The sequence below is a fragment of the Rhizobium sp. BR 314 genome, assembly GCF_047445805.1.
Classification (GTDB): Bacteria; Pseudomonadota; Alphaproteobacteria; order Rhizobiales; family Rhizobiaceae; genus Rhizobium; species Rhizobium lusitanum_B.
On the sequence record NZ_JARWLA010000009.1, the window covers coordinates 76,824 to 102,871 of the forward strand.

The 26,048-nt window shown below is 58.3% G+C and carries 25 protein-coding genes and 6 tRNA genes; 16 read left to right on the top strand and 15 right to left on the bottom strand.

Annotation, left to right across the window (positions count from 1 at the left end):
• Positions 1 to 59 precede the first annotated feature (59 nt).
• The gene (locus tag QD461_RS14425; RefSeq protein WP_414088366.1) at positions 60 to 671 is read left to right on the top strand and encodes a LysE family translocator; all 612 of its coding nucleotides are present in this window, start codon (positions 60 to 62) and stop codon (positions 669 to 671) included.
• A gap of 92 nt (positions 672 to 763) precedes the next feature.
• On the top strand, positions 764 to 925 hold the full coding sequence (locus QD461_RS14430) for a hypothetical protein (RefSeq protein ID WP_414088367.1): 162 nt from the start codon (positions 764 to 766) through the stop codon (positions 923 to 925).
• Positions 926 to 1,004: 79 nt separating this feature from the next.
• Here the strand turns inward: QD461_RS14430 and QD461_RS14435 are convergent.
• Together QD461_RS14435 and QD461_RS14440 are read right to left on the bottom strand one after the other, a co-directional pair.
• Positions 1,005 to 1,081: transfer RNA gene (locus QD461_RS14435), tRNA-Arg, on the bottom strand.
• Between the two features lie 90 nt (positions 1,082 to 1,171).
• Positions 1,172 to 1,477 carry an ETC complex I subunit gene (locus QD461_RS14440; RefSeq protein WP_184708573.1) on the bottom strand — a complete coding sequence of 102 codons (306 nt, stop codon included), beginning with the start codon at positions 1,475 to 1,477 and terminating at the stop codon, positions 1,172 to 1,174.
• A gap of 808 nt (positions 1,478 to 2,285) precedes the next feature.
• Between QD461_RS14440 and QD461_RS14445 the strand changes: the two genes are divergently transcribed.
• Positions 2,286 to 2,882 carry a GNAT family N-acetyltransferase gene (locus QD461_RS14445; protein WP_414088368.1) on the top strand — a complete coding sequence of 199 codons (597 nt, stop codon included), beginning with the start codon at positions 2,286 to 2,288 and terminating at the stop codon, positions 2,880 to 2,882.
• 200 nt (positions 2,883 to 3,082) lie between these two features.
• On the opposite strand, the gene QD461_RS14450 is transcribed toward QD461_RS14445, so the two are convergent.
• From QD461_RS14450 to QD461_RS14460, 3 genes are all read right to left on the bottom strand, one after another.
• Positions 3,083 to 3,159 (bottom strand) — tRNA-Pro (locus QD461_RS14450).
• 164 nt (positions 3,160 to 3,323) lie between these two features.
• Positions 3,324 to 3,836 (bottom strand): DUF192 domain-containing protein, encoded by a 513-nt coding sequence (locus QD461_RS14455; protein ID WP_414088369.1) that lies wholly within the window; start codon positions 3,834 to 3,836, stop codon positions 3,324 to 3,326.
• A 1-nt stretch (position 3,837) separates the two neighbouring features.
• On the bottom strand, positions 3,838 to 4,416 hold the full coding sequence (locus tag QD461_RS14460; RefSeq protein ID WP_184702162.1) for a cold-shock protein: 579 nt from the start codon (positions 4,414 to 4,416) through the stop codon (positions 3,838 to 3,840).
• A 198-nt stretch (positions 4,417 to 4,614) separates the two neighbouring features.
• Here QD461_RS14460 and QD461_RS14465 point away from each other — a divergent pair, with 198 nt between their 5' ends.
• From QD461_RS14465 to QD461_RS14485, 5 genes are all read left to right on the top strand, one after another.
• Entirely contained in the window at positions 4,615 to 5,055 is a 441-nt protein-coding gene (locus QD461_RS14465) for a VOC family protein (protein ID WP_414088370.1), read from the top strand.
• A 203-nt stretch (positions 5,056 to 5,258) separates the two neighbouring features.
• Positions 5,259 to 6,056, top strand: a complete 798-nt coding sequence (locus QD461_RS14470) for a hypothetical protein (RefSeq protein WP_414088371.1) — start codon at positions 5,259 to 5,261, stop codon at positions 6,054 to 6,056.
• 173 nt (positions 6,057 to 6,229) lie between these two features.
• Positions 6,230 to 6,304, top strand: a tRNA-Glu gene (locus QD461_RS14475).
• Positions 6,305 to 6,386: 82 nt separating this feature from the next.
• Positions 6,387 to 6,461: transfer RNA gene (locus QD461_RS14480), tRNA-Glu, on the top strand.
• 129 nt (positions 6,462 to 6,590) lie between these two features.
• Positions 6,591 to 6,665: transfer RNA gene (locus tag QD461_RS14485), tRNA-Glu, on the top strand.
• A 39-nt stretch (positions 6,666 to 6,704) separates the two neighbouring features.
• On the opposite strand, the gene QD461_RS14490 is transcribed toward QD461_RS14485, so the two are convergent.
• The 5 genes from QD461_RS14490 to QD461_RS14510 form a co-directional block, all read right to left on the bottom strand.
• A complete protein-coding gene (locus QD461_RS14490) occupies positions 6,705 to 7,298 on the bottom strand; it encodes a phosphodiester glycosidase family protein (RefSeq protein ID WP_414088372.1) in 594 nt (197 codons plus the stop codon).
• 518 nt (positions 7,299 to 7,816) lie between these two features.
• Positions 7,817 to 9,622 (bottom strand): single-stranded-DNA-specific exonuclease RecJ, encoded by a 1,806-nt coding sequence (gene recJ, locus QD461_RS14495; RefSeq protein WP_414088373.1) that lies wholly within the window; start codon positions 9,620 to 9,622, stop codon positions 7,817 to 7,819.
• Between the two features lie 49 nt (positions 9,623 to 9,671).
• On the bottom strand, positions 9,672 to 10,991 hold the full coding sequence (locus QD461_RS14500; RefSeq protein ID WP_184702156.1) for a homoserine dehydrogenase: 1,320 nt from the start codon (positions 10,989 to 10,991) through the stop codon (positions 9,672 to 9,674).
• A gap of 58 nt (positions 10,992 to 11,049) precedes the next feature.
• The gene (locus QD461_RS14505) at positions 11,050 to 12,270 is read right to left on the bottom strand and encodes an LL-diaminopimelate aminotransferase (RefSeq protein WP_414088374.1); all 1,221 of its coding nucleotides are present in this window, start codon (positions 12,268 to 12,270) and stop codon (positions 11,050 to 11,052) included.
• 224 nt (positions 12,271 to 12,494) lie between these two features.
• Positions 12,495 to 12,947 (bottom strand): hypothetical protein, encoded by a 453-nt coding sequence (locus QD461_RS14510; RefSeq protein ID WP_184702152.1) that lies wholly within the window; start codon positions 12,945 to 12,947, stop codon positions 12,495 to 12,497.
• Positions 12,948 to 13,106: 159 nt separating this feature from the next.
• Here QD461_RS14510 and phaC point away from each other — a divergent pair, with 159 nt between their 5' ends.
• The 6 genes from phaC to sthA all read left to right on the top strand — a co-directional run bounded on the left by phaC (position 13,107) and on the right by sthA (position 19,723).
• Complete coding sequence (gene phaC / locus QD461_RS14515; protein ID WP_414088375.1) at positions 13,107 to 14,954, top strand: class I poly(R)-hydroxyalkanoic acid synthase; 1,848 nt, start codon at positions 13,107 to 13,109, stop codon at positions 14,952 to 14,954.
• Between the two features lie 15 nt (positions 14,955 to 14,969).
• Entirely contained in the window at positions 14,970 to 15,719 is a 750-nt protein-coding gene (sfsA, locus tag QD461_RS14520; RefSeq protein ID WP_414088376.1) for a DNA/RNA nuclease SfsA, read from the top strand.
• Positions 15,720 to 15,721: 2 nt separating this feature from the next.
• The gene (map, locus tag QD461_RS14525; protein WP_414088377.1) at positions 15,722 to 16,558 is read left to right on the top strand and encodes a type I methionyl aminopeptidase; all 837 of its coding nucleotides are present in this window, start codon (positions 15,722 to 15,724) and stop codon (positions 16,556 to 16,558) included.
• Positions 16,559 to 16,561: 3 nt separating this feature from the next.
• Entirely contained in the window at positions 16,562 to 17,380 is an 819-nt protein-coding gene (gene radC / locus QD461_RS14530; protein ID WP_414088378.1) for a RadC family protein, read from the top strand.
• A 232-nt stretch (positions 17,381 to 17,612) separates the two neighbouring features.
• Entirely contained in the window at positions 17,613 to 18,209 is a 597-nt protein-coding gene (locus QD461_RS14535) for a dual specificity protein phosphatase family protein (protein ID WP_414088379.1), read from the top strand.
• Between the two features lie 107 nt (positions 18,210 to 18,316).
• Positions 18,317 to 19,723, top strand: coding sequence for a Si-specific NAD(P)(+) transhydrogenase (gene sthA / locus QD461_RS14540; protein WP_414088380.1), 1,407 nt, complete (start codon positions 18,317 to 18,319; stop codon positions 19,721 to 19,723).
• Between the two features lie 18 nt (positions 19,724 to 19,741).
• Here the strand turns inward: sthA and QD461_RS14545 are convergent, their stop codons facing one another.
• The 5 genes from QD461_RS14545 to QD461_RS14565 all read right to left on the bottom strand — a co-directional run bounded on the left by QD461_RS14545 (position 19,742) and on the right by QD461_RS14565 (position 24,536).
• A complete protein-coding gene (locus tag QD461_RS14545; RefSeq protein WP_414088381.1) occupies positions 19,742 to 20,419 on the bottom strand; it encodes an HAD family hydrolase in 678 nt (225 codons plus the stop codon).
• Between the two features lie 366 nt (positions 20,420 to 20,785).
• Positions 20,786 to 22,276, bottom strand: a complete 1,491-nt coding sequence (tig, locus tag QD461_RS14550) for a trigger factor (protein WP_414088382.1) — start codon at positions 22,274 to 22,276, stop codon at positions 20,786 to 20,788.
• Between the two features lie 277 nt (positions 22,277 to 22,553).
• Positions 22,554 to 22,638, bottom strand: a tRNA-Leu gene (locus tag QD461_RS14555).
• 144 nt (positions 22,639 to 22,782) lie between these two features.
• The gene (locus QD461_RS14560; protein ID WP_414088459.1) at positions 22,783 to 23,391 is read right to left on the bottom strand and encodes a GDYXXLXY domain-containing protein; all 609 of its coding nucleotides are present in this window, start codon (positions 23,389 to 23,391) and stop codon (positions 22,783 to 22,785) included.
• Positions 23,392 to 23,396: 5 nt separating this feature from the next.
• Positions 23,397 to 24,536: a DUF2157 domain-containing protein gene (locus QD461_RS14565; protein ID WP_414088383.1), complete on the bottom strand. Its 1,140-nt coding sequence runs from the start codon at positions 24,534 to 24,536 to the stop codon at positions 23,397 to 23,399.
• Between the two features lie 861 nt (positions 24,537 to 25,397).
• Here QD461_RS14565 and QD461_RS14570 point away from each other — a divergent pair.
• Together QD461_RS14570 and QD461_RS14575 are read left to right on the top strand one after the other, a co-directional pair.
• On the top strand, positions 25,398 to 25,544 hold the full coding sequence (locus QD461_RS14570; RefSeq protein WP_081615319.1) for a DUF1127 domain-containing protein: 147 nt from the start codon (positions 25,398 to 25,400) through the stop codon (positions 25,542 to 25,544).
• A gap of 299 nt (positions 25,545 to 25,843) precedes the next feature.
• Positions 25,844 to 25,987: a DUF1127 domain-containing protein gene (locus QD461_RS14575; protein WP_069611985.1), complete on the top strand. Its 144-nt coding sequence runs from the start codon at positions 25,844 to 25,846 to the stop codon at positions 25,985 to 25,987.
• Positions 25,988 to 26,048 lie beyond the last annotated feature (61 nt).

A 26,048-nucleotide genomic window follows, 5' to 3' on the forward strand; every position in this document is an offset into this window, starting at 1 on the left:
CTCATGAAATTGGCATCTACGCAAGCCAATTGCGCCTGCTTGGCTCTAAGCTTTCATTTATGGAAAACACCAATATCCTTCTTTTCGCGAGCACCGTCCTGCCACTCATTTGTACGCCGGGGCCCGATATGTTGTTCGTAGCATCTCAGGCAATGTCCGGCGGCGCTGGCGCCGGGCTGCGCTCGACGGCTGGAATCTGTACCGGCTACCTCGTCCATTCCGCGCTTGCCGCGCTCGGGGTCGCCGCAATTATTGCCGCCTCGCCGGGCCTGTTCATGCTCCTGCGCTGGCTCGGTATCGCCTATCTTGCCTATCTCGCCGCTCGCCTGCTCATTTCCTCGATGAAGGCCGGCACATCAGCTCCGGCGCGAGCGGTGGCCGCCGCGGATGCGCTCCGGCGCGGTTTTCTCACAGCCGTTCTCAATCCGAAGGGGATGATGATCTATTTCGCCATCCTGCCGCAGTTTATCAGCCACGCTGGAAACATAGCGTTGCAGGCAGCCCTGCTCTCTGCCGTTTTCATCGGGCTCTGCGGTGTGTTCTATGCCTGTCTCAGCCTCGTTCTCACATCATTCAGCTCCCGAACAGTCGTGAGCGACCGCCGCCGTCGCTGGATCGAAGGCATCGCCGGCGGTCTCCTGCTAATCGCTGCGGGGCGACTGGCGGCTTGAACGAGCGATGTAGCACTTCACGCAAAACGCGATATACTGCCCCGATAATCGCGAAATATGGGGCATTCACAAAGCGTTAGGGGAAGCGGGCTGTGAAGAGAAGCGACAGGATTATCGGCGGACTTGCTCTTCTGAGCGCCGCCATCATCGTCATCAAACTAAGCGGGTCAATGTTCGGCTACGATCTTTTCCAGATGGCGCTGGACGCGACGAGACCGGCAGCCGTGGGCGGCTGGCCAGCAGCTGCCCGTTGAGGCCACCACCGGTTTGCGCATTCCCGGCGGATATCCCCGGTGCCGCAATCACGCAGCTGCGCAATATGAGATATAGAAATGGCGACCCCTGCAGGATTCGAACCTGCGACCACATGCTTAGAAGGCAAGTGCTCTATCCAGCTGAGCTAAGGGGCCGTGAAGCCTGCCGCGCCTTGCGCGCGGCGGCCAACACATGCCTGAAACTGCCGCCCAACTCAATGGGCAGCGTTCAATAAGTTCCTGCCTTCAGTGAGTCCAGGGCTGGATGCGGTTGAAGCGGAAATTGTCGGTATAGGACACCACCTGCCGGATCGGGTCCTTCGGCGCGATGACGCGATAGTCGATGCCTTCGCGCTTGGCATAGTCTTCGGCCTGCTGCTGCGTATCGAACGTCAGCTTCAACTGCTGGCGCGTATCGGCCGACGAGGTGTAACCCATGATCGGATCGATCTTGCGCGGGGTTTCCTGATCGAATTCCAGAACCCATATATTGGTTTTGGCCTTGCCCGATTGCATGGCGGTCTTTGCTGGACGGTAGATCTTGGCAGGCATCGCTACAGCGCCTCCGAATGAAGCGGGAGCGACCCGCCTTGTGCTTCACTTGTCTTGCAACGCCCCCTCAGGGCCGAGCATGTATGTCGTTTGATTAGCCGCGAATCCCTTTAGTTTCAAGCAAAAAGACCGTTAAAAGCGGCGCAAATTCACGCCTGCTGAGGCACCTCAAAACGTGGGCGATATGCAAGGCCAAAGCTCGAAGCACGCTGGGAACTAGCGATTGTACGTCCCTGGAACCTGACCATTTCTCTGCGTTTGCCTAGGCAACCGCGCCCGATCTCTCGCCAAGCTATGCGCAGCTAAGCGATTCTGATGTCGGATGCACTGCCTGGGGATATCGGTGCGGTATCGCCGTGTCACGCCTTGTGTCACGCGACGGAACGCGTCGGTTCCGATAGACAACGTCTCGCCAAACAACGTCCCGTGTTTTCAGCGGGATCCCTTGGGAGCGATATGATGTCGACTTCGTTGCTGATTGCTCTGACCGTATCGTCGGCATTGACGACTATAGGCCTTATGGCGTTGCAGCTTTTCCACTGATCGCCGCAACGAGTTGCCCTTCCTCTATCGCTTTCAGATTTCGATGAGACTGGCCGGGCGATACGTATAATTCCACGTGATCTGAGTTCGGCTCGATACACCCAGGACGTCCATGGCCGACGGCAACCTATGATGCATGACGTGGCATCATAGCCGCATTTTCAACTGGACCTAGACAACCCTGGCCTCCTAGGATGACGGCGTTAGGCTCTCCAAACAAACGAAAGCGCCCAAACACATCCACCCTTCATTCCCGGAGCTGTTTGTGAACCAGATTTCGCTCGTTTGCACGCCCCTCGTCGAGGCCTTCCGCGACGACCCGTTCTATCGTGCGATAACGATCGAATCCAGTGACGACGAAGAAGGAAGACAAGCCGTTCTCGCCAAGTACTTCGATCTTGCAATCACCGAAGCGCGGGCAATCGGCGAGGTACAATATGGCGGCACCGATGGCGCGGCCCTCTGGCATACCTATGAGGCGAGCAGCAGCGATATTGAAATCCACGTCGCTACACGCCGGCAAGGGCTTGCCAAGCTGTTGGGAGCCCGGGGATTTGACAATTATCTCCGGATTTCGGAATCGATGGCCGATCAAGTCCCTCAGCAAGTTTTCGACGGATGGTATCTGCCGATTCTAGGCGTACGACCGCAAGCGCGAGGGCAGAGATTGGCGCAACGTCTCGTCGAAATGACGTTGAACCGAGCTGACCGCCAAGGCGCGACGTGCTTTCTAGAGACGTTCAATCCGCTCAGTCTGTCTTTCTATCGCCGGCTGGGCTTCAATGACGAGATCCTATGCTTCGAAAAGGTAACCGAGCGAGAATATTGGGTCCTTGCACGGCAGCCGCTGATGCGGGCATGAAATGGCTGGCAAACATCGTGTGCAACAAGAGCAATCTCCTGCAGAGATGCGTGACATTGGGGCCTGCGTGGAGAGTCCGAAAACAGCAGAAGCGCAACGAGGAAATATCAAAGGGCGCCAAAGCCGACATGATTCGGCACGCACCAATAGACTTGCTGCTCACAAACCTGATTTTATGGGAAACGGATCAGCTATTTAAATGGTCGGAGTGGAGAGATTCGAACTCCCGACCCTCTGGTCCCAAACCAGATGCGCTACCAGACTGCGCTACACTCCGTACCGTCGACATGATCGCCAGAACATCGCTTTTCGGCAAATGGCTTCATGTCTCTGCTTTGCACCGCCAGATAGCTGTCTGGCGGAACGAGTGGGGAGATACACGGTTCATCCGCTCGCTGCAACAGCTAAAATCATGCTGGGGAAATCTTCCCCGGTGAAAATCTATTTGGCGGCCTTCGCGGAAATGGTGGCATTCGTCACCTTGTCGCCGATGGCAAGGCCGAGCTTCTTGACGATACCGCCGTTCAGCTCGATGACATAGGCAACTGGCCCGTTAGAACTAATGATCGCTTCCGAATAGGGCACAGCGTTTTCCTGGATATGCGTGACGACCCCCTTCTGATCCAGGAACAGCATGTCGAGCGACAGCTTGGTGTTCTTCATCCACATCATCACGGGACGCGACGTGCCGAAATCGAACAGCATACCGTGATCGGCCGGCATCTTGTCGCGGTACATCAGTCCGTATTCCAGCTGCGGCGGCGTCGCGGCCAGTTCCACCGTGAACTTATGCATGCCGCCCTTGGCGGACACGATCGACAACGGCTCTGATTCGAACTTCACCGACTGCTGTTCTGTCGTTTGTGCGGCAAACGAAGCGGAGGCACCCGCTCCAACAATAAAAAGCGCCAAAACGGCGCTTTTTAAAACCTTGAGAACCAAATCTCTTTTCATGTCAGTGAGGCCGCGTTGCCGGGCTTGGCGCATCCGGATGGATCTCCGCAGCCATTAGCCCCTTTTCGCCGGGTCCGAAGCGCACGAGCACCACCTGCCCCGGCCTCAGCTCTGCCAGGCCGAAACGGCGCAATGTTTCCATATGCACGAAGATATCCTCGGTGCCCTCGCCCCGCGTCAGGAAGCCGAAGCCCTTGGTGCGGTTGAACCACTTCACCAGTGCGCGCTCCAGGCCGCTCGTAGCGGTGACCTGCACATGCGTGCGCACCGGCGGCATCTGCGAGGGATGCACAGCTGTGGACTGATCCATGGAGAGAATCTTGAAGGCCTGATAACCGCGCTCGCGACGCTGGATCAAGGCAACGATGCGCGTGCCTTCGAGGATCGTTTGATAGCCATCGCGACGCAGGCAAGTCACGTGCAGCAGCACATCCTGCATGCCGTTATCAGGCACGATGAAACCGAAGCCCTTGGCGACATCGAACCATTTGACCACGCCCGAAATTTCGATGAGCTCGACGGCATCACCCGACATCTCTTCGAAGTCGACAATTCCCTTCGATGAAATTCTGTCACCCATCTTAGCCAGCCCTCGATTACGCGTCACACTGTTACGGTTAACTGATTCCCTGATATCAAGATTAACATCTTGGTAACGGAAAAGCGCAAGTCCTAGTTTTCGGTTATTCCCACCCTAAGATTATCGCTCCAAGACTTGCGCGAAGCTGGTGCTTTGTTCGAAGATCTGGCCAGCTTCACATTAAAGAGAGGAAATAGAATGCGTTATCTCCATACGATGGTTCGCGTCACCGATCTCGACGCCTCGTTGCACTTTTATAGCACCTTGTTCGGGCTTGTCGAAACCCGCCGCTACGAAAACGAGAAGGGTCGCTTTACACTCGTCTTCCTTGCCGCCAGCGAAGATGCCGAGTCGTCTCGAAGCAACGGCGCGCCCAGCCTGGAACTGACCTACAACTGGGATCCGGAGGAATATGCCGGCGGACGCAACTTCGGTCACCTCGCCTATGAGGTCGACGATATCTATGCGACCTGCCAGAATCTGGTGGACAACGGCATCACAATCAACCGCCCGCCGCGCGATGGCCACATGGCGTTCGTGCGCTCTCCGGACGGTATCTCCATCGAAATCCTGCAAAAGGGCGCCAACCTTCCTTCTGCCGAACCATGGGCCTCCATGCCCAACACCGGCGCCTGGTAAGACGGAAACTTTCGCGAGGCTTACGGCACGCGCGGGACCATCCGTTTCGCGCTTGCCGCCAATGCCCATCCTCCGGCATGCTTGGACGACTCGAAGCATCATGCATCGGATATGGCACGTTATCGTTCCCAGTGAGCGCGTGCGATATCGTCGTCCCTCGCCAGAGGCCGTTCCGATGCAAACCTTTTTGCGGGGAATGTCCTATGGGCGATCAACAGATTTTATACGGCGGGAAAAAGCTCGCAAGTACTATTGCCGTCATTGCGTCATTTGTAATGATCGCTGGCTGTGCCACAACGGGCAAGACGCCGAAGGAAACAGCTGCAGCCGCGGCAGAGCCTGCAACTCAACCAACAGCAGCCGAGCAGCTCGCCGCCGACATGAACGACAAGGCCGATGCCCGGCGTCGCAAGGGCGACCTTGCCTATCGTGACCCGTTGGTTCATAGCGTCGCCAACACGCGCCAGCAGATCGTCACCCAGCAGAATCAGGCGTTCTACCCTGCCCCTGCGGCGCCTCCCACCGATGCGCAGACCGGCATTGCCGGACTGGTGACGCAGCCGACGGGTGTCAACGCGAGCAGAAACAGCATCTTTGCCGCGCCGGCGCCGATCGCCGCCAATCCGGACGGAACGCTCGCCAAGAATCAGCCTGACGGTGGGCAGGCGATCACACCGATGATGCGTAGCGTCTACAGCACGCCACCCGCCATGGTGCAGCCCATGACGGAGCAATCGCCCGAACCTGCCGCTGTAAACGGCCTCACCTCCGCGGATGTGCTGCCGCCCCCCGTCATTCGCAACGCAACAGCCCCCACGGCAAATTCGTCACAGCCGGTTGCGCAGGTCACGGCATCGGGAGTCTCGGCCACGCCAAACCCGAATGTCCGTGAACTGAACAGCAAGCAGGCAGCGATCCTGGCGCAGTTCGTGGCTTCGAAAAACCAACCCCAAAACGGCAAGCTGCTGGTGGAACCTGCAAAGGGTGCTCCTGAGGAATAAAGAGCCCGGCTTTGCAAGAAATCTGCGGTGCCGCCAGCAAGGCCCTGTTAAGTCTCACTTATTCATCGCCGGCGGCAATTTCATCCATCTGTCATTTTTTCCACAAAAAAGCAAAATTGCCGCTTGCAGGAATGAAATCACCTCGCTATAAGCGCGCCACACAACAGCTGCACGCGCCCTTCGTCTATCGGTTAGGACGACAGATTTTCATTCTGTAAAGAGGGGTTCGACTCCCCTAGGGCGTGCCACTGTTGTTTCCTTCCCGAACCAAATCATTTAAGACATTGCTTGCAAAGCGATTAGGCTATTCTTATCTTGCTTATGCGCCACGCGCCCTTCGTCTATCGGTTAGGACGACAGATTCTCATTCTGTAAAGAGGGGTTCGACTCCCCTAGGGCGTACCAGATCCCGATGCTTCGAAGTTTTCCACAATGCCTCGAAAAATCTTTCTCTAGCCATGGATTTTTCTGGGATTTTTCTCGATTTTCCGCTTGCGGGAATGAAAGGTGCTGACTATAAGGGCGCCACAGCACGCGCCCTTCGTCTATCGGTTAGGACGACAGATTTTCATTCTGTAAAGAGGGGTTCGACTCCCCTAGGGCGTGCCACTGTTTCTCCCAATTATCGAGAAGTTTCAAAGCTGCGCGCTACTTCGGTTCGACGGTCAAAACCATCGGCATAGACCACGCAGCGCTTGATATCGGCCACCTCAGAAGCTGAACGTCATTGCCATGGGCCTGCGCTTCCCAACGCGCGTAGAACTTTCTCTGGAATCCCGGCAAACGGACGCGTTGGCGGGCAATCGGCCCGCCATCGAAGTTAAGCGCTTTCTTTAGATCCAGAGGGGAGCTTTTTAAAAACACTGCCAATGCTGCGAGCGGAAAGAAAGCTTCCTTTGTGGTCCCGACAATGATGCGGCCCGCACCATCTTTGCCGACGAAGGTGCGGTTGGCCAGCCAACGGCTTTTGGCGTTGACGTGGGTCTGTCCATCGGAACCAATCAGCAGAGGGTAAGAGACCATGGCGTTGGCCGCGCCTGCGAACGCTCCTTGCCAGTCCTGATGGGTCAGATCCCTGATATCGGCGAATCCATCGCCTGCGATAAAAGCGCCGGCCTTTGCATCGTATGTCGCCGGCCCCATGGCGATACCATTGCTTTTGATCGGCGTATCCGGCATCCCCTTGAGGTCGTAGTAGCTGCCGTTAACAATGAGGAGCGCTTCCGGCAATACGCGCTCCATTCATCGATGCCTCTGTCTCCGTCCGGCGAATTTCTCGCTACGAAACGATATAGCGCGGGATCTATGCGGTTCAGCAAGATGCGATCAGCTTCACTCCCGTTCACCATGACGGGCAGTTCAGCAACCTCGAAGCCTTTCCGAGGCTCCTGCCACACAAGAGGGCCTGGTTGCGCCACCGGCTGCGGATCGCGGAGCGCCAGCCGCATGGAGGGTGACAGGCGCGAATCGTCAGGCTTGACTGAAATCCAGTAGGTGCCGCCACGCCGCAAAAAAGTGTTGAAGCCGTAAGCGCCATTGCGCGCCCATAGCCAACCGGCAGCTCCCGCTGTCGTGAGCGACACCAAAAACCTAAGTCTGAAGGACATCGGTACCATCCAAGATCATCGATCGCAGCGCTGCGTGATTTGAACGAATATTTCGGCAGAGATGGCAATAGTTGGACGCAGTTATCGAATGCTGCGAGACGATAGTTCATTGCTATCGCCGAAGCTCATCGCTTGGGCTGTTCTAATGGTCGCTCAGGGAGCCTTGGCAGCGTCCGTGACGCGGAGTTGTACGCGGCGGCTTCCCTGCCAGTGATCGGCACCGAGCGTGCCTGCGACATGGATCTGAGCGCCGCGGGACGACATCAGAAGCTGGCCGAGCGGCGTCTCTGCAGCGCGGAATGCGATGCCATCGACGCGGCCGCCATCCTGCGCTTCCAGGGTGATCTTGATGTGCGATTGGCCGACAAGGCGGGAATCGCGCAGCCGATGGCTCGGCAGAGCGAAAATAGGCTGCGGATGGCCGGAGCCGTAGGGACCGGCGGTTTCGAGGCGATCTATCAGCTCCACGGTCGCGCCGCTTGCACCGATTGCGCCGTCGATCTTCAGTGTTTCATTCGCCACCAGGCCTGCCACCTGCTTCTCGGCCTTTTCCGTGAAGAAGCCGCGCAGTTTTCCGAGATTGCTTCGTTCCACCGTCAGGCCAGCTGCCATCGCGTGGCCGCCGCCTTTGACCAGCAATCCGGCATCCACGGCAGCGCGAACCATACGCCCCATATCGAAGCCGCTGATCGAACGACCGGAGCCTGTGCCCTTGCCCATCGGATCAAAGGCGATGGCAAAGGCCGGGCGGCGAAACTTTTCCTTCAGCCGCGATGCGATCAAGCCGACGATGCCGGGGTGCCAGTTTTCCCGCGCCGTGATGATAACCGAGGCGCCGTCGCCATTGCCGTATTCCGCCAGTGCCTCGGCCTCCGCCTCCTGCAGCATCGCGGCCTCCATGGCCTGGCGCTCGCGATTGAGTTCATCGAGCTTGCCGGCGATCGTCTCGGCTTCGCCTGTGTCGTCCAGCGTCAGTAGGCGCGCTCCAAGCGCTGCATCGCCGATTCGGCCGCCCGCATTGATGCGCGGGCCGATCAGGAAGCCGAAATGATAGGGCGTCACCGGACCACCGAGCCCCGCCTTGCGGAAGAGAGCCGCAAGACCGGGATTGCCCTGATGCCGGGCCGCAATCAGGCCCTTGACGACATAGGCGCGGTTGAGCCCCTTGAGCGGCACGACGTCGCAGACGGTCGCGAGCGCGACGATATCGAGCCAGGCAAGCAGATCGATCGAACGCACGTGGGAATCGCCCGCCTCTCGCAGCTGCTTCAAGGCCGCGACCAGAACGAGAAAGACGACGCCTGCGGCGCAGAGATGCCCTTGCCCGGATAGATCGTCCTCGCGGTTCGGGTTGACCAATGCCTGGCATGGCGGCAGTTCGTGCCCGACCTGATGGTGATCGATGACCACGACGTCGATGTCTCGCGCCCTCGCCGCCTCGAGCGCTTCGAAGCTCGTGGAGCCGCAATCGACGGTCACGATCAGCTTCGCGCCATTGTCGATGAGCTGATTGATGGCATTGGGATTGGGGCCGTAACCTTCGAAAATGCGGTCCGGGATGTAGATGCTCGCAGGGACGCCGAAATGGGTCAGGAAACGATAAAGCAGCGCCGAGGAGGCCGCTCCGTCGACGTCGTAGTCGCCGAAGATCGCAACAGTCTCACCCGCCTTGATCGCGCGCAGAAGGCGCTGCGCCGCCTTCTCGCAATCGGTCAGCAAATAAGGATCCGGCATCAGACTGCGGATCGTCGGATCGAGGAAGGCCATGGCCTCATCGATGCCGACGCCACGTCCGGCAAGCACACGGGCAATCAGTTCCGGCAGGCCGTGCACCTGCGCGATCGCAAGCGCCCTGTTCTGACCAGCCTGATCGAGACGGGAAACCCAGCGATTGCCGGAAACGGAATGCTCGACGCCCAGAAAGGCACGCTGAACTGGATCGACCGGTTGCTCCACCATCTCTCCCAAATCATGAGGACGGCAGCGTCAGCGGACGCCGCCAGTCAGCCTATTCCTTCGGCCGCTCAATGCGGATGACCTGCGGTTCGCCGACCAGGTAGCCCTCGGTCTTGATGGCCGCGACAGCCTTGCGAACCGAATCTTCCGTCGTCGCGTGGGTGACGAGGATGATCGTCTGATGCGCCGAGGGCGACAGATGCTGCGTCGACCGCTGGACGATCGATTCGAGCGAGATATGATTTTCCGCCATGCGTGTGGCGACGCTTGCGAAGACGCCGGTGCGGTCGAGGACCGTCAGGCGAATGAAGTAGCCACCTTCATGGCTCTGCATTTGCGCCTTACGATAGGGCTCGAGCGCCTTGGCCGGATGGCCAAGCACCGGCACGCGCTGCTCGCCCGGGCGACTCTTGGCGATATCGGCGATATCACCCAGCACGGACGATGCGGTGGCGTTGCCGCCCGCACCCGGGCCAACCATCAGCAATTCGCCGAGAATATCGGATTCGATCGCTACGGCGTTGGTGACGCCATCAACCTGGGCGATGACCGAATCGAGCGGTACCATGGTCGGATGCACGCGCTGTTCGATGCCGGTTTCCGTGCGCTGGGCGACGCCGAGCAGCTTGATACGGTAGCCGAGGTCGGCGGCCGCACGGATGTCCTCTATGGAGACGTTGGTAATGCCCTCGAGATAGATGTCGTCAGCCGCGATGCGGTTGCCGAAAGCGAGCGTTGTCAGGATGGCCAGCTTATGGGCGGTATCGTTGCCTTCGATATCGAAAGCGGGATCCGCTTCGGCATAGCCGAGGCGCTGCGCTTCCTTGAGGCAATCTGCGAAGGACAGGCCCTCCTTCTCCATCCGGGTCAGGATGTAGTTGCAGGTGCCGTTCATGATGCCGTAAACGCGCGAAATCGTATTGCCCGTCAGGGATTCGCGCAGGGCCTTGATGACGGGAATGCCGCCGGCGACCGCCGCTTCGAAATTCAGCAGCGCGCCCTTTTCTTCCGCAATCTCAGCCAGTTCGACGCCATGATAGGCAAGCAGCGCCTTGTTGGCTGTGACGACATGCAGACCACGCGCAAGCGCTGCCCGCACAGCTGCATTGGCAGCACCCTCGGAGCCGCCGATCAGCTCGACGAACACATCGATATCAGCCTTCTGGGCTAGATCCACCGGACCGCCGAACCACTCGATATCAGTAAGGTCGATGCCACGATCCTTAGTACGGTCGCGCGCCGTGACTGCGACGATCTTGACGGGGCGACCGCAGGTAGCGGCAAGCTCTTTAGCGCGACTCTGGATGATGCGGACGAGCGAGGCACCGACGGTACCCAAGCCCGCAATGCCGATTTTGAGGGCATCTGCCATGGAAAATTCCTGATCAGTATATTGGGGCGGCAGCCGCCGAGACGGCTGCCACAGAACATTACGAACGATGTGCGTTCAGCGAAATCACATTGTGCATCGTTTCATCCGCAGCGGAGAGGAAGCGCTTGAGATTGCGCGCTGCCTGCCGAATGCGGTGCTCGTTTTCAACGAGCGCGATGCGGACATAATCGTCGCCCTGCTCGCCAAAGCCGATGCCCGGTGCAACCGCGATATCGGCTTTTTCGACCAGCAGCTTGGAAAACTCCAGCGAACCGAGATGACGGAACTTTTCCGGGATCTTCGCCCAGGCGAACATGGTTGCAGCCGGCGGCGGCACGTCGAAGCCGGCCTTACCGAAGCTCTCAACCAGAATGTCGCGGCGGCGCTTGTAGATGTTGCGCACTTCCGCGATGTCGGAGCCGTCGCCGTTGAGCGCATGCGTCGCCGCCACCTGGATCGGCGTGAAGGCGCCGTAGTCGAGGTAGGACTTCACGCGTGTCAAGGCCGCGATCAGCCGTTCATTGCCGACGGCAAAACCCATGCGCCAGCCGGGCATGGAGAAAGTCTTCGACATCGAGGTGAACTCGACGGCGACGTCGATGGCACCTGGAACCTCAAGCACCGACGGCGGCGGCACGTCGTCGAAATAGATCTCGGAATAGGCGAGATCCGACAACACGATGATGTCGTGCTTCTTCGCGAAGGCCACGACTTCCTTGTAGAAATCGAGCGTCGCCACATAGGCCGTCGGGTTCGACGGGTAGTTCAGGATGAGTGCGAGCGGCTTCGGGATCGAGTGACGCACAGCGCGCTCAAGCGGCGGAAAGAAACTGTCATCCGGCTCGACCGGTATCGAACGGATCACGCCGCCCGCCATCAGGAAACCGAAAGCATGGATCGGATAGGTCGGGTTCGGGCAGAGAATGACATCGCCCGGCGCGGTGATTGCCTGCGCCATATTGGCGAAGCCTTCCTTGGAGCCGAGGGTGGCGACCACCTGCGTATCAGGATTGAGCTTCACGCCAAATCGACGGGCGTAATAAGCCGCCTGGGCCCGGCGAAGGCCCGGAATGCCCTTGGAGGAGGAATAGCGATGCGTACGCGGGTCCTGGACCACCTCGCACAGCTTATCGACGATGGCCTTGGGGGTAGGAAGGTCTGGATTGCCCATGCCGAGATCGATAATGTCCGCCCCGCCCGCTCGCGCGCTTGCTTTCAAACGGTTGACCTGTTCGAAAACGTAGGGCGGCAAACGCCGGACTTTATGAAACTCTTCCATTTCTTTCCCCATGGGACAGCGGCCCTCAAAACCGCACTTAAGTTCGTTGCTCTCCCGGACAGCCGCGATACGAACTTGGAACTCGCGGCGCCGCAACCAATGTCTTCTCGAAAGATACGGTGAATCTTGGGCGGCTGCGCACGCAAAGTGCACTTAACCGATAAAGACGCATCCAAACTCGGCCTGTCCGAACGCTTTGCGTCGAAATCGCCTGAAACGCAAGGCTAATTCTGCGTCTGGCCCGGCTGGCTGCTGCCCTCTTTCTGAATTTCCTGCAGCGTATCCTGGCCATGTTCGGCGGCAAGCTTGCGCATCGCGGCGACGCGCTTCTGATACTCGGCCTCCGAGATCGTGCCGGCCTTGCGCTGCGCACCCAGCGCTGTCATCTGCTTAACCATGTCGCCCGCCTGCTGATCGTTGATCTGCACATTGGCGGCGGTAGGCGGTGCGTTAAAGGAAGGATAGCCGTCCTTATAGAATTGCTGCGTGCTCACATCGTTGACGGGGCTGCCCTTTGCGGGCTTCACAATAACCGCCTGCGGCGGCTGCTTGCGCTTGGCGTATGCCGCCTTTTCCTCAGGCGTCGAGCAGCCCGCGAGCGTCAACGCGAGAATTCCGCACATCGCTCCGCAGAGTACGGAATACCGGTTCAGTCTTGCCACCATGCCGCCGCCCATAATTGTCGTCCTGCCCAATTCCTTGCCGTGGGCTGAGACTGTTAAATTTGTCGCAGCGGCAAAGCAAGAGCAGGCTTGCGTTTCATTCGACTTGTATTCCTTTTCCCGCAAGATGTACAAATGGAAAACAAGACACAGCTGCCGCCGGGAGGATGATGCGTGACCGACAGCAAGCGGGATAAGAATGAAGGAAATGGCGGCTTTGCGGGTTTCGATCCAAAGTCAGTCGAGCCTTACATCGTCAGAGATCCCGAGGCGATGGCTGTCAACTTCGCGCGCGCCCTGGAAAACCTCGGAAAAGCAGCATCCGCATGGCTCGCTCCGCGCGAGCGCGGCGAGAAGGTCGACACCGTTGCCGATCCGATCACCGACATTGTCAAAACTCTCTCCAAGGTCGGCGAATACTGGCTTTCCGATCCGCGGCGAACGCTGGAAGCGCAAACCTACCTACTCTCGGGCTATTTCGGCCTGTGGACAAAAACCATGCAGCGCCTCAGCGGCGATTCGTCCGCGACATCAGAAGCCGAACCGGTCAAGGACAAGCGCTTTGCCGACGACGACTGGCAGAAGAACCCCTTCTTCGACTTTCTAAAGCAAACCTACCTCCTGACCGCGGGCTGGGCTGAGAAGCTGGTCGGCGATGCGGAAGGATTAGACGAACACACGCGTCACAAGGCAGCGTTCTATACAAAGCAGATCACGGCCGCCTTTTCGCCGACCAATTTCGTTGCGACCAACCCGCAGCTCTACAGGGAAACCGTCGCCTCCAACGCCGAAAACCTCGTGCGTGGTATGAAGATGCTCGCTGAGGACATCAGCCTTGGCCGCGGGGATTTGCGGCTGCGCCAGACCGATATGACCAAATTCGCCGTCGGGCGCGACATGGCACTGACCCCAGGCAAGGTGATCGCGCAAAGCGATGTCTGCCAGATCATCCAATACCAGCCAGCAACGGACAAGGTTCTGAAGCGGCCGTTGCTGATCTGCCCTCCATGGATCAACAAATTCTACATTCTCGACCTTAACCCGCAGAAATCCTTTGTAAAATGGTGTGTGGAGCAAGGTCACACCGTCTTCGTCATCTCGTGGGTCAATCCCGATCAACGGCATGCGACAAAGGACTGGACCTCCTATGCGCGCGAGGGCATCGATTTCGCGCTGGAGACCGTCGAGAAAGCAACCGGCGAACAGGAGGTCAATGCCGTGGGCTATTGCGTCGGCGGCACGCTCTTGGCGGCGACGCTCGCCCTGCACGCCAAGGAAAAGAACAAGCGCATCCGCACCGTGACCTTCCTGACCACGCAGGTCGACTTCACCTTTGCCGGCGACCTCAAGGTTTTTGTCGACGAGGAACAAATCGCGTCGCTCGAACAGCAGATGAATGTCGTCGGCTATCTGGAAGGCTCGAAGATGGCGACGGCCTTCAATATGCTGCGCGCCTCCGAGCTCATATGGCCCTATTTCATCAACAGCTATCTGAAGGGTCAGGATCCCCTGCCCTTCGATCTTCTGTTCTGGAACGCAGATTCCACTCGAATGGCCTCCGCCAACCACTCGTTTTATTTGCGTAATTGCTATCTCAACAATACCTTGAGCCAAGGCAAGATGGTGCTCGACGGCAAGACATTGTCGCTGAAGGATGTGCGCATTCCGGTCTATAATCTGGCAACGCGCGAAGACCATATCGCTCCCGCCAAATCCGTCTTCGTCGGCAGCCAGTGCTTCGGCGGCCCTGTGGAATTTGTGCTGACCGGCTCTGGCCATATTGCCGGTGTCGTCAACCCGCCGGACAAGCACAAGTATCAGTTCTGGACCGGCGGCCCGGTGAAAGGCGAATACGAGCGCTGGCTGGAGAGTGCCAACGAAACGCCCGGCTCGTGGTGGACGCATTGGCATGCCTGGATCCTCTCCCAGGACCATCGCATGGCTCCGGCACGGCAACCCGGCGGCCTGGCGCTCAACGCGCTTGAGGAGGCGCCCGGCAGCTATGTGATGGAACGGGCCTAACCGGTCGATCCGCACATGCTGTTCAACTCCCCCCTCGTTCCCGCCCGACTGATTGCGCGCTACAAGCGTTTCCTCTTCGATGCAGAGCTGGAGGACGGGACCTTAATCACCGGCTCGTGCCCGAACACCGGCTCCATGATGGGGCTCACTGCCCCCGGCTCGCGGATCTGGCTCTCCGAGCACGACGGCGCCAAGCGCAAATATCGGCATGTCTTCGAGCTGATCGAGGCAGACGGGACGACGGTCGGGGTCAATACCGCCATGCCGAACCGGATCGCCGCCGAGGCAATTGCTCTCGGGCAAGTCTCAGACCTCGGCGAATATACCACGGTCAGGCGTGAACAGAATTATGGCCGCAACTCACGGATCGACCTGCTCTTGACCGACCCTCGGCGGACAACCACCTATGTCGAGGTGAAAAACGTCCATTTCATGCGACAACAAGGGCTCGCCGAATTTCCCGATACAGCGACAGCCCGGGGCGCCAAGCACCTGGAGGAGCTGGGCGATATGGTGGAGGCAGGCCACCGCGCCATCATGCTCTTCGTGATCCAGCGGCATGATTGCAATCGCTTCCGGATCTGCGGCGATCTCGATCCCGTCTATGCGAAAGCCTTCGATCGTGCGTTGACGCGTGGCGTGGAGGTGTACGCACTGAAATGCAGGGTTTCGCCGACAGAATTAGCGCCTGCCGGGTTGATCCCGATAGACGAACCCGGCATAGCTGCATTAGATACCAGTACAAAGATCTCTGCTAAAGGCTAACCATGGTGAACTACATCGAAGCGGCAACGGCGCCGGCAAAAAACACGGGCGCTATCCGCATCTACGGACAGGACGCGTTTGCCGGGATGCGCAAGGCATGCCAGCTGACCGCCCGTTGCCTCGATGAACTCGCCGCCATCGTCGGACCCGGCGTGCCAACCGACACCATCGATCGCTTCGTCTTCGAATTCGGCATGGATCATGGCGCCTATCCGGCGACGCTGAACTATCGCGGCTACATGAAATCCTCCTGCACGTCGATCAACCATGTCGTCTGTCATGGCATTCCCAACGACAAGCCGCTGCGCGAAGGCGATATCGTCAATATCGACGTAACCTACGTGCTCGAGGGCTGGCATGGCGATTCCAGCCGCATGTATCCGGTCGGCGAGATCAAGCGCTCGGCCGAGCGACTTCTCGAAGTTACCTACGAATCCCTGATGCGCGGCATTGCCGCCGTACATCCCGGTGCCCGCACCGGCGCAATCGGCGAAGCGATCCAGGTCTATGCCGAGGGTGAGCGATGCTCGGTCGTTCGCGACTTCTGCGGCCATGGCGTCGGCAGCCTTTTCCATGACTCGCCGAACATCCTGCATTACGGCCGCTCCGGCGACGGACCGGAGCTGCGCGAAGGCATGATCTTCACCATCGAGCCAATGATCAATCTCGGCAAGCCGCATGTGAAGGTGCTGGGTGATGGCTGGACCGCCGTTACGCGTGACCGTTCACTCTCGGCTCAATACGAACACACGGTCGGCGTGACCGCAACGGGCTGCGAGATCTTTACCCTATCGCCCGGCGGTCTCGATCGCCCCGGCCTGCCGCCGTTGCGGGGATAATTCATGGCGAAGCGTCCCGCTCTTTCCACTGGACATGGAGACATGCGCCTAGATGGCGGTGGGACTGCGGAGGCTTTGGAAGAGGCTCCTCTTTTCGACGAGCGATTGTTCTTCCCGACAAAAGCGGCAAAGCTTGCGCCTGCCAAGGCCGAGGCCGACTATCACGGCCATCGCGAACGGCTGCGAAACCGCTATCGCGATGGCGGCGATGCGGCGCTTGCCGACTATGAAATTCTGGAACTGCTGCTTTTCCGGCTGATCCCGCGCCGTGACACCAAGCCGATCGCAAAAGCTCTGCTTGCCCGCTTCGGCACGCTCGGCGGAGTGTTCGGCGCTCCCGTCAATCTGCTGACCGAGGTCAAGGGTGTCGGCGACGCCGTTGCGCTCGATCTGAAGCTGATGGCGAGCGTGGCGCAGCGCATGCTGAAGACCGAACTGGCGGGCAAGCCGGTGCTGTCCTCATGGAAAGCGCTGATCGACAACTGTCACACCGCTATGGCGCACGAAGCGCGAGAACAATTCCGACTGCTCTTCCTCGACAAGAAGAATGCGCTGATCGCGGACGAAATTCAGGGTTTCGACACGATCGATCACACGCCGGTCTATCCACGCGAAGTCGTCAAACGTGCGCTTGAGCTCTCCGCCTCAGCCGTGATCCTCGTGCACAACCGTCCATCAGGGGACCCTACTCCCTCGCGGGCCGATATAGAGATGACCAAGACGATCATCGACACGGCCAAGCCTCTGGGCGTTACCGTTCACGATCATATTATCATCGGCAAGAACGGGCACGTCAGCTTCCGCGCATTGCGACTTATTTGAAGTATCGCATCAAAGCAGCGCAATAAACATTAATATAATTTAATATTCTTATATTAAATATTCCACATCCGCGAATAGAATCGACTCGTTTCATTGCTTCGGCCGTTTTTCAGTTCGGCGTCAGGATGATCTGGCAGAAGAAATAATAAGCCTAAACTGGCGTGTCCGCCGGCGGAAGCCATTGTTTTGATTTGGCCTATTCGTTTGAGAGTTCGGCCGATCCGGAGATCATATGCAGAAGACATCACCAACGTTTACCGGTTATCTCCGTCGTGCGGCGCGCGTTGCGGCTGTTCTAGTCGGAGGGTTCGCGGTGACCGCTGGCGGCTTCTATGCTCACATGGTCTGGACGACCAACTTCCATCCCGTCATCGAAGGCGAAGTCTATCGTTCTTCGCAGCCCTCTGCCGAGACGATAGCGCAATTTCAGAAGCAGTATGGCATCAAGACCATCATCAATCTGCGCGGCGACAATAGCGGCCATCATTGGTACGACAACGAGGTTGCCGAAGCCAAACAGCTCGATATCAACCACATCGACTTCCGCATGTCGTCGGCCCGTGAGTTGACGCAGGAACAGGCGGAGCAACTGGTCGCCATCATGCGCGACGCGCCGAAGCCTATTCTCATTCACTGTCAGGCGGGCTCGGATCGTACCGGACTTGCCTCCGCGCTTTATCTCGCCGCCATCGCCAAGGTCGACGAAGCGACTGCGGAGCATCAGATGTCGATCGTCTACGGGCACATCTCACTCTCCTTTCTGCGCGCCTATGCGATGGATCGCACCTTCGAGAAGCTGGAACCCTGGCTTCGGCTTTCTGCCTCCTGAAGACGCGAAGTTTGCGTTAGATATTCTGTAACATTGAGCAGCTACCGGTTGACGGAGCATGTTGCGTTGCGACATTGATTCCCTATTCAATCATCCGAGGCTTCCCGATGGACCAATTCGATCTCCTAGTGGTGGGCAGCGGCCCTGCCGGCCGCAGAGGCGCCATTCAAGCCGCCAAACTCGGCAAGAAGGTGCTCGTCGTCGAGCAAGGCAAGCGCGTCGGCGGCGTATCGGTCCATACCGGCACCATTCCTTCAAAGACATTGCGTGAAACCGCACTCAATCTCTCCGGCTGGCGCGAACGCGGCTTCTATGGACGCGCCTATCGCGTCAAACAGGAGATCAGCGCCGAGGACCTCCGCCGTCGTCTGCTCATTACCCTCGACCATGAAGTCGAGGTGCTCGAGCATCAGTTTGCGCGCAATCGGGTTCAGCACATTCGCGGCAAGGCAAGCTTCGTCGATCCCCAGACCATGCAGATCGTTAAGGATGATGGCGAGGTGGTGACCGTATCCGCCGCCAGCATTCTGCTCGCAGTCGGCACAAAGCCGTTTCGTCCCGACTACATGCCTTTCGACAACAAGACGGTGCTCGATAGCGACGAGCTGCTGGAGATCGAGGAATTGCCCCGGTCGATGGTCGTCATCGGCGCCGGCGTCATCGGCATCGAATATGCGACCATCTTCAGCGCGCTCGATACGCAGGTGACGCTGATCGATCCGAAATCCACCATGCTCGACTTCATCGACAAGGAGATTGTCGAGGATTTCATCTACCAGCTGCGCGACCGCAACATGAAGCTGCTGTTGGGACAGAAAGCCGAAAAAGTGGAGCGCCTGCCGAACGGCAAAGTGGAGCTGACGCTCGACAACGGACGCCACATTACGACGGACATGGTTCTGTTCGCCGCCGGGCGGATGGGCGCGACCGATACGCTCAACCTCGAAGCCGCCGGGCTCGAAGCTGACAGTCGTGGCCGCCTGAGCGTCAATCCGGAAACCTTTGCCACCAAGGTTCCGCATATCTTCGCCGCCGGCGATGTCGTCGGCTTCCCGAGCCTTGCCTCGACGTCCATGGAACAAGGCCGTATCGCCGCCCGCGTCGCCGTCGGCGCGATCGCCAAGGAGCCGCCGAAGTACTTCCCCTACGGCATCTATGCCGTGCCGGAGATTTCCACCTGCGGCCTTTCCGAGGAAGAAGTCAAGGAACGGCACATCCCCTATGAATGCGGCATCGCCCGGTTCCGCGAGACCTCGCGTGGCCATATCATGGGCCTCGACACCGGCCTCCTGAAGATGATCTTCTCGCTGAAGACACGCCGCCTGCTCGGCGTCCATATCGTCGGCGAAGGTGCCACCGAGCTCGTCCATATCGGCCAGGCTGTGCTGAACCTCAAAGGCACCGTCGAATATTTCGTCGAGAACACCTTCAACTACCCGACCCTCGCCGAAGCCTACAAGATTGCTGGCCTCGACGCGTGGAACCGCATGGGCGACATCAAGTCGGAGCTTTGAGCACCCATGAAGCTTACGTTAAGCTCCATGCAGGGTTTCAATCAGGGGGAGGACTTCGGCGAAAGTGTCGATCCGGTATTTCGGGGATGGCAGCGCGTCCGGCCAAGATGAGCCGGCGCCATAAAACACGCCTGTCATTCCCGCTGATTCCGCACCCCCGACATCCGCCTCTGGATTGTCGCCGACAAAAATGCAGCGTGCCGGGACTACGTCCAGACGTTCGGCCGCTAGCTGAAAAATTCGCGGGTCCGGTTTTCGCAAACCGATATCCTCCGAAATGACAACGAGATCGACCACATTCCGAAGCCCGGTGATCTCGATTTTTGCAGCTTGAACGTTTGTGTGGCCGTTGCTGATAATGGCTGTCTTCAAGCCATGCCGCCGCAACGCAATGAGCGCTTCGAGGGCGCCAAACGACAGTCTCGCGAATTGCGGGTATCGCCTCTGAAAATCGGAAAGCAAGAGAGTTTCACAATCGCTCCCCAGGCCAAGCGCTGCCGCCAATCGCGGGTAAAGTTTCTGTTTGTCGAGGAATCCGTGCTTCTCCAAGGCAAAGAACGTGTCCTGAAAATTCTGAAAAGTGACGCCCTTTAATTGGTCCCCCAGTCGCTTAAACTGATCCGGCAGGAATGCCATCAGCGCAGCGCGCCGGTCGATGAGGGTTTCATCCAGATCAAACATCGCGGCTTCAATCAAATTCGACCTCCTTCATAATCTTGGGGCCTTTCCGCTTTTCTTCGAGCCGCAAAAAACTCTATCCCCTTGTTGCAAGCAATTCCGGACGGAAAAGCGCTGCGCACTTTTCCTGGAATTGCTCTATCGTGCTGCGCTTCGAGATGGAGGACCGATAACGCAGGCAAGAATTGCCCATCGTATCCGATGACGATCTGCGCTGCAGGCAGTGCCTCAAAGGAGAGTCGGTCTTCCAGCCGCCACCGCAACAGGCACTACAGCCCCAATCGCGGATAAAGGGAAGCGACAAAAGAGTCCCTGCGTTGACACAACAAAAAAGCCCTGCCGCAAACGGCAGGGCTCTTGATTTCAGTCCGGAAGAAGAACCGATTACTCGGCGCTGTCCTCAGCAGCCTTCTTTTTCGGAGCTGCCTTCTTCTTCGGAGCGGCAGCTTCCTCGCCTTCGGCAGCAGCTTCGGTCGCTTCAGCCTTGGCAGCAGCCTTCTTCTTCGGAGCAGCCTTCTTGGCAGCCGGCTTGTCTTCGTCATCGTCGTCGGCCAGCAACGCTTCCTTGGAAACGGTCTTGTCCGTAACGTCGACTTCAGTCAGCAGGTGGTCGATGACCTTTTCTTCGAAGATCGGAGCGCGCAGGTTAGCGGAAGCGCCAGGCGTGTTGCGGAAGAATTCCAGGATTTCCTTTTCCTGGCCCGGGAACTGCTGGAGCTGAGCATAGAGAGCGCGCTGCAGTTCGTCTTCGCTGACTTCGACACCGGCCTTCTCGCCGATTTCGGAGAGAAYGAGACCGAGGCGAACACGACGCTCAGCGAGCTTGCGGTATTCTTCGCGAGCCTTTTCTTCGGTCGTGTCTTCGTCTTCGAAGGTCTTGCCGGATTCAGCCAGATCCGCCTGGATCTGGCGCCAGATGCTCGCGAACTCAGCGTCGACAAGCTTCTGCGGCGTGTCGAACTGATACATTTCGTCGAGCTGGTCGAGAATCTGACGCTTGACCTTCTGGCGAGTAACCGAGCCGTACTGGCTTTCGATCTGGCCGCGAACGATTTCCTTCAGGCGATCGGCAGATTCGAGGCCGAGCTTGGAAGCGAGTTCGTCGTTGATTTCGATTTCGCCGGGAGCAGCGACTTCCTTGACGTTGATGTCGAAGGTGGCTTCCTTGCCTGCGAGGTTCTTGGCCGGGTAGTCAGCCGGGAAGGTTACGGTGATGACCTTCTCTTCGCCAGCCTTGACGCCGACGAGCTGCTCTTCGAAGCCCGGGATGAAGCGGTTCGAACCGAGAACCAGCTGCGAATCTTCGTCCTTGCCGCCGTCGAAGGCAACGCCGTCGACCTTGCCGAGGTAATCGATGGTGACGCGGTCGCCGTTGGCAGCCTTGCCCTTCTTGGTTTCGTAGCTACGAGCGCTTTCAGCGATCTTGAGGATCTGCTCGGTAACTTCGTCTTCGGCGATTTCAGCGACTTCGCGAGTGACCTTGATGCCCTTGACGGACTTCAGCTCGATCGCCGGGATGACTTCGTAGGAGAGCGTGAATTCGAAATCAGCTTCGGCAGCGAGGATCTTTTCTGCCTCGTCCTTGTCCTCGGTCATGGCGATTTCCGGCTGGGTAGCCGACTTTTCGCCGCGCTCAGTCAGGATTGCCGGCGGCTGGTCGCGAACGATTTCGTTGACGAGATCAGCCATGATCGACTTGCCGTAGACCTTCTTCAGGTGAGCAACCGGAACCTTGCCGGGACGGAAGCCGTTGATGCGGACCTTGTCCTTGACCTCGGCCAGGCGCTCGTTCATGCGCACTTCCATGTCCTTGGCCGGGATGACCACCTTGATTTCGCGCTTCAGCCCTTCAGCGAGCGTTTCGATAACCTGCATTGTCCTACCTTCATTCATGGCGGCCGTGCCCAGACAGCCGTTCGTTACGATGAGCACGACGCCGGAAAATCCCGAGCGTGGCTTGGATGCAATTCTCTATCATTTTGCCAAGAGCGCCGCGCCTTCCAACGAACGCGCAAAAGGCAGCTCAATCCTCGTTTCGAGCCAGAGCATCTGATCCACTCCCCATTCGAAGCGGGATGCCTGGGCAAAATGGCGCGTCCTACGGCATATCGGGAGACGGACTTCATCAGCCTCCCCCGTCCATAAGACGTCTTGGTGCGGGTAGAGAGACTTGAACTCCCACGCCTTGCGGCACCAGAACCTAAATCTGGCGTGTCTACCAATTTCACCATACCCGCGTTCCCAAAACCGCATGGCAATGCCTGCCCATGGGGGCTTCCGGAGCGCGGCGTCTCTATATCACCCGTTTCAAACCACGCAAAGGAAAAATGACGGTTCCACGACTGCTCACAAAGCTTATCGGCATCTTCGGGCCAATATCGTCAGTAAAGCGGCTCTTCATAGACGGATTTGCCATCGAGAAGCAGGCTTCTGATGTGGGCTTTGCCGTCGGAAGAGATACGAGCGGCGATAGCGACGCGATTGGCATTGCGTGCGCTTTCGATGTCGTGCCCCTGTCCTTCGGGCACATAATAGCGCTCGATGCCATAGATCACGCCGATCATCTCCTGCGACGCATCGGTGGCGTCGCCATAAAATGTATAGTCGAACGGCAAGCTTTTCAGGATGACGGTATCAGGCTTTGGCTCAAGCGGCTTAAAGGATGATTCGACAATGCCCCAATAGCCGTCCTCCTGCTTTTTCAACCGAACGGACAGGACCTGAGTGGTCAGGCTCATTTTCGGCGGTCCGTCGCGCAGCGTCGACATCGGAACCCGCGAAATGTCGTAGTTCAAGGTGACGTAGTCGCCGCGCAGGAGATCGCGGGGATCGACAGGCGCTGTCTTCAGAATGACTTCGACACCGCTTCGCAAGCCCCAAGCCCGTTCGCCGACCATATAGCCAAGGACGGCGGTCTGCAGGATGGCGACGATAATGGCTGCTGCCCACAGTCGGCGCGGAGTGACGGTGGCAATGTTCTTGTCGGCCATATCGGTCATGCCCGTGTCTCCTGCCTGTCTGCGTTGGAGAATCGTCGCTCGAGCTGGATGACCACCCATGCGGCAAACGCTACCATCAGGCCGGCGATCAGGAAGAAACCTGCCGTGCCGATGATCGAACCGATGGTCTCGCTGGCTATATAAAGAACCTCGCAGGCAAAGACGAAGTAAGCGAGATAGCGCACTGCGCCATTGTCACGGCCGCCAAGAGCGATCGCCACCACCGCGCTTGCCAGCGTTGCGGCTGCCACGAGGATAAGCGGCAGCCTGTGGTCGACCCAAGCACTGCTGGAGAAAATGCCGCCGCCGATTTCCGCATGGACAAGGAAGAGGCCGATCGAGGCAAGAAGAAAGGCATAAAAGCCGGGCACGGCCCCCGCCGACCGCACGACAGGCATGAGTGGCGAGGCTGGAACGCTGACGGCAAGGAAGACCACCATTCCGACGGCCGCGAAAAGGATCGCCGCATTCTGACTTTCATGCTGGCCAAAAAGCCATGTCAGCCATCCGACAAGCATGAGATAGGCGAAGTGCCGTGCCCCCGGTGCGTCGACATATCTGACGAGGATGATCAGAACTACTGACATCAGGGGCGGCACCCAAGGCATGAGGCCATCCCAGTCGTTGAAATGATCCCAAAGATAGAAGCCGCAAAATGTCCAGGCGAGAAAGCCCGCAAGCGCGACCTGCGCGCTTGAGCGAAACAACGCCGCCACGATGCAGGCCGAAGCAAACCAGACGATCATCATCGTCAGTTCGTCGCCGGACATATTATACATCTGTCCGACCAGAGCCATGGCGCCGCCGAAGCTCAGCGTGCCGAGAATGAGCAGCGCTGCGGCAAGAATCGAGCGCCCCAGGGCCAGCAGGTAGGCGGCGCCGAGATAAAAGGCCCATATCATGGCGACCAGCGCCGCCAGACGCGCAAGCCTCGGGATCGCTTCCCAATTGGCGGAAATGAAGAGCAGCAGTGCAAGGCCGAGAAGCGTGGCCGCAATAATGGCCAGAACCCGACCAGCACTAAAACTCGTCTGGCGACCATCATATTCTTGCAGCATAGCCTCTGCCGCCGCCGCGTCGACAAGGCCCTTGTCGACCCAGATCTTCAGATCCCGCTCCAGCCTGCCTCTATACATCCCGGCTCCTCGCTGCGATTCCCCATCCGAGAAGAGTTATCACAAATCATCATGCAATCGATGCGCCCCAGCACGGACGGCCAAATGATCGTCCACTGCCGAGAGCTGTTTCGTTAATGTGATATTAAGCGATTGCTGTGTATTCTAAAGATCGGTATCGAGATACCCATACGAGACATGCGCTGACGACATGCCTATTATGAAATTATTGCGCTGCACAAAAGATAAAAGTCATACTATTTATAACTCAACACTGCACGGCGGTGGCGCGCCGGGCCGGCCTTAGTCGGAAAGAGCCTTGGGATCGATTTTCCCGACACGGAATTCGGAGCCGCACACTCCTCCTCCCAGTGCGCTCCGATGGATTGACGACCCTCCTCCTCCCAGTCGTCAATCACTATAAATGACGCCCACCGCATCCTCCTCCCGCGGTGGGCGTTATTTTTTGCCCGTTTCAATCGGTTTATGCGCGACATCCGTGAAATGCGACCAGATGACGGATTGCGTTCTCAGCGCAGTTTCCGGCGGCTCCCCCAGATCAGCCACGACCAGTCGACCTCCCTCAAAACCGCAAGGCTGGCGAAAACATGGCCGAATGACGGCGAGCACCGCAACCAGCCTTGAAATGCCGGTTGGGACTGGTGTCATGCGCCCAAGTCCACCCCCGCTTCAGCCGCGATATGCACATAAAGCAGCCATCTTCTTGGGCAGACTGCCCACACGATATGCATCAGGTGCATGGGTGACATGAAGCTTTGGCGCTTTTAGTTCTTGCGGCGCAGCATATATAAGGAGGCATCAGATCGACGGCGGCACCAATCACGGGGCTACGAGATCTCCAAATCCTCGAAAGGGACTGAAATGAACCTGACCCGCTCCTTCAACAACTGGCGCAAGTATCGTCAGACCGTAAACGAACTCGGCCGCATGAGCGCTCGTGAACTGCACGACCTCGGCATCGACCGCGCCGACATTCATCGCGTTGCTCGCGAAGCCACCGGCCGCTAATCGCCGGATAGGCTTCGCCCACTAGCGAAAGCCTTCACAACGCCCGTTGCGGACCTCCGCGACGGGCGTTCTTTTTGTTCATTGTGCATCGCAACATTCCATGATCCGCTCTGAACCATTCGCGAGATGCAAGTCGACCAAATTCTAAGCATTGGTAGGTTTTTGGGCGTCATATTGCACAAATGCATAGCAGACGCCTTTTATTTGCACTGCACAAAAGGCGCGTTTGCGCCTATATAGAGTGCAACAGCTGAGGCGGTAATCGTACCGCCCGCAAACAAGATACTGAGGATAAGATCATGAACCCGATTCGCATTGCAAAGAACTGGATCAGCTACCGCCGCACTCTGAATGAACTCGGCAACCTCTCCAGCCAGACCCTTTCGGACATCGGCGTCAGCCGCTACGAAATCCGCAACATCGCTGCTCGTTCTTTCCGTTAATCGGTCGAAACTGCAGACTGCTTCAAGACGGCGCCTTTCGGCGCCGTTTTTGATTCCGGGC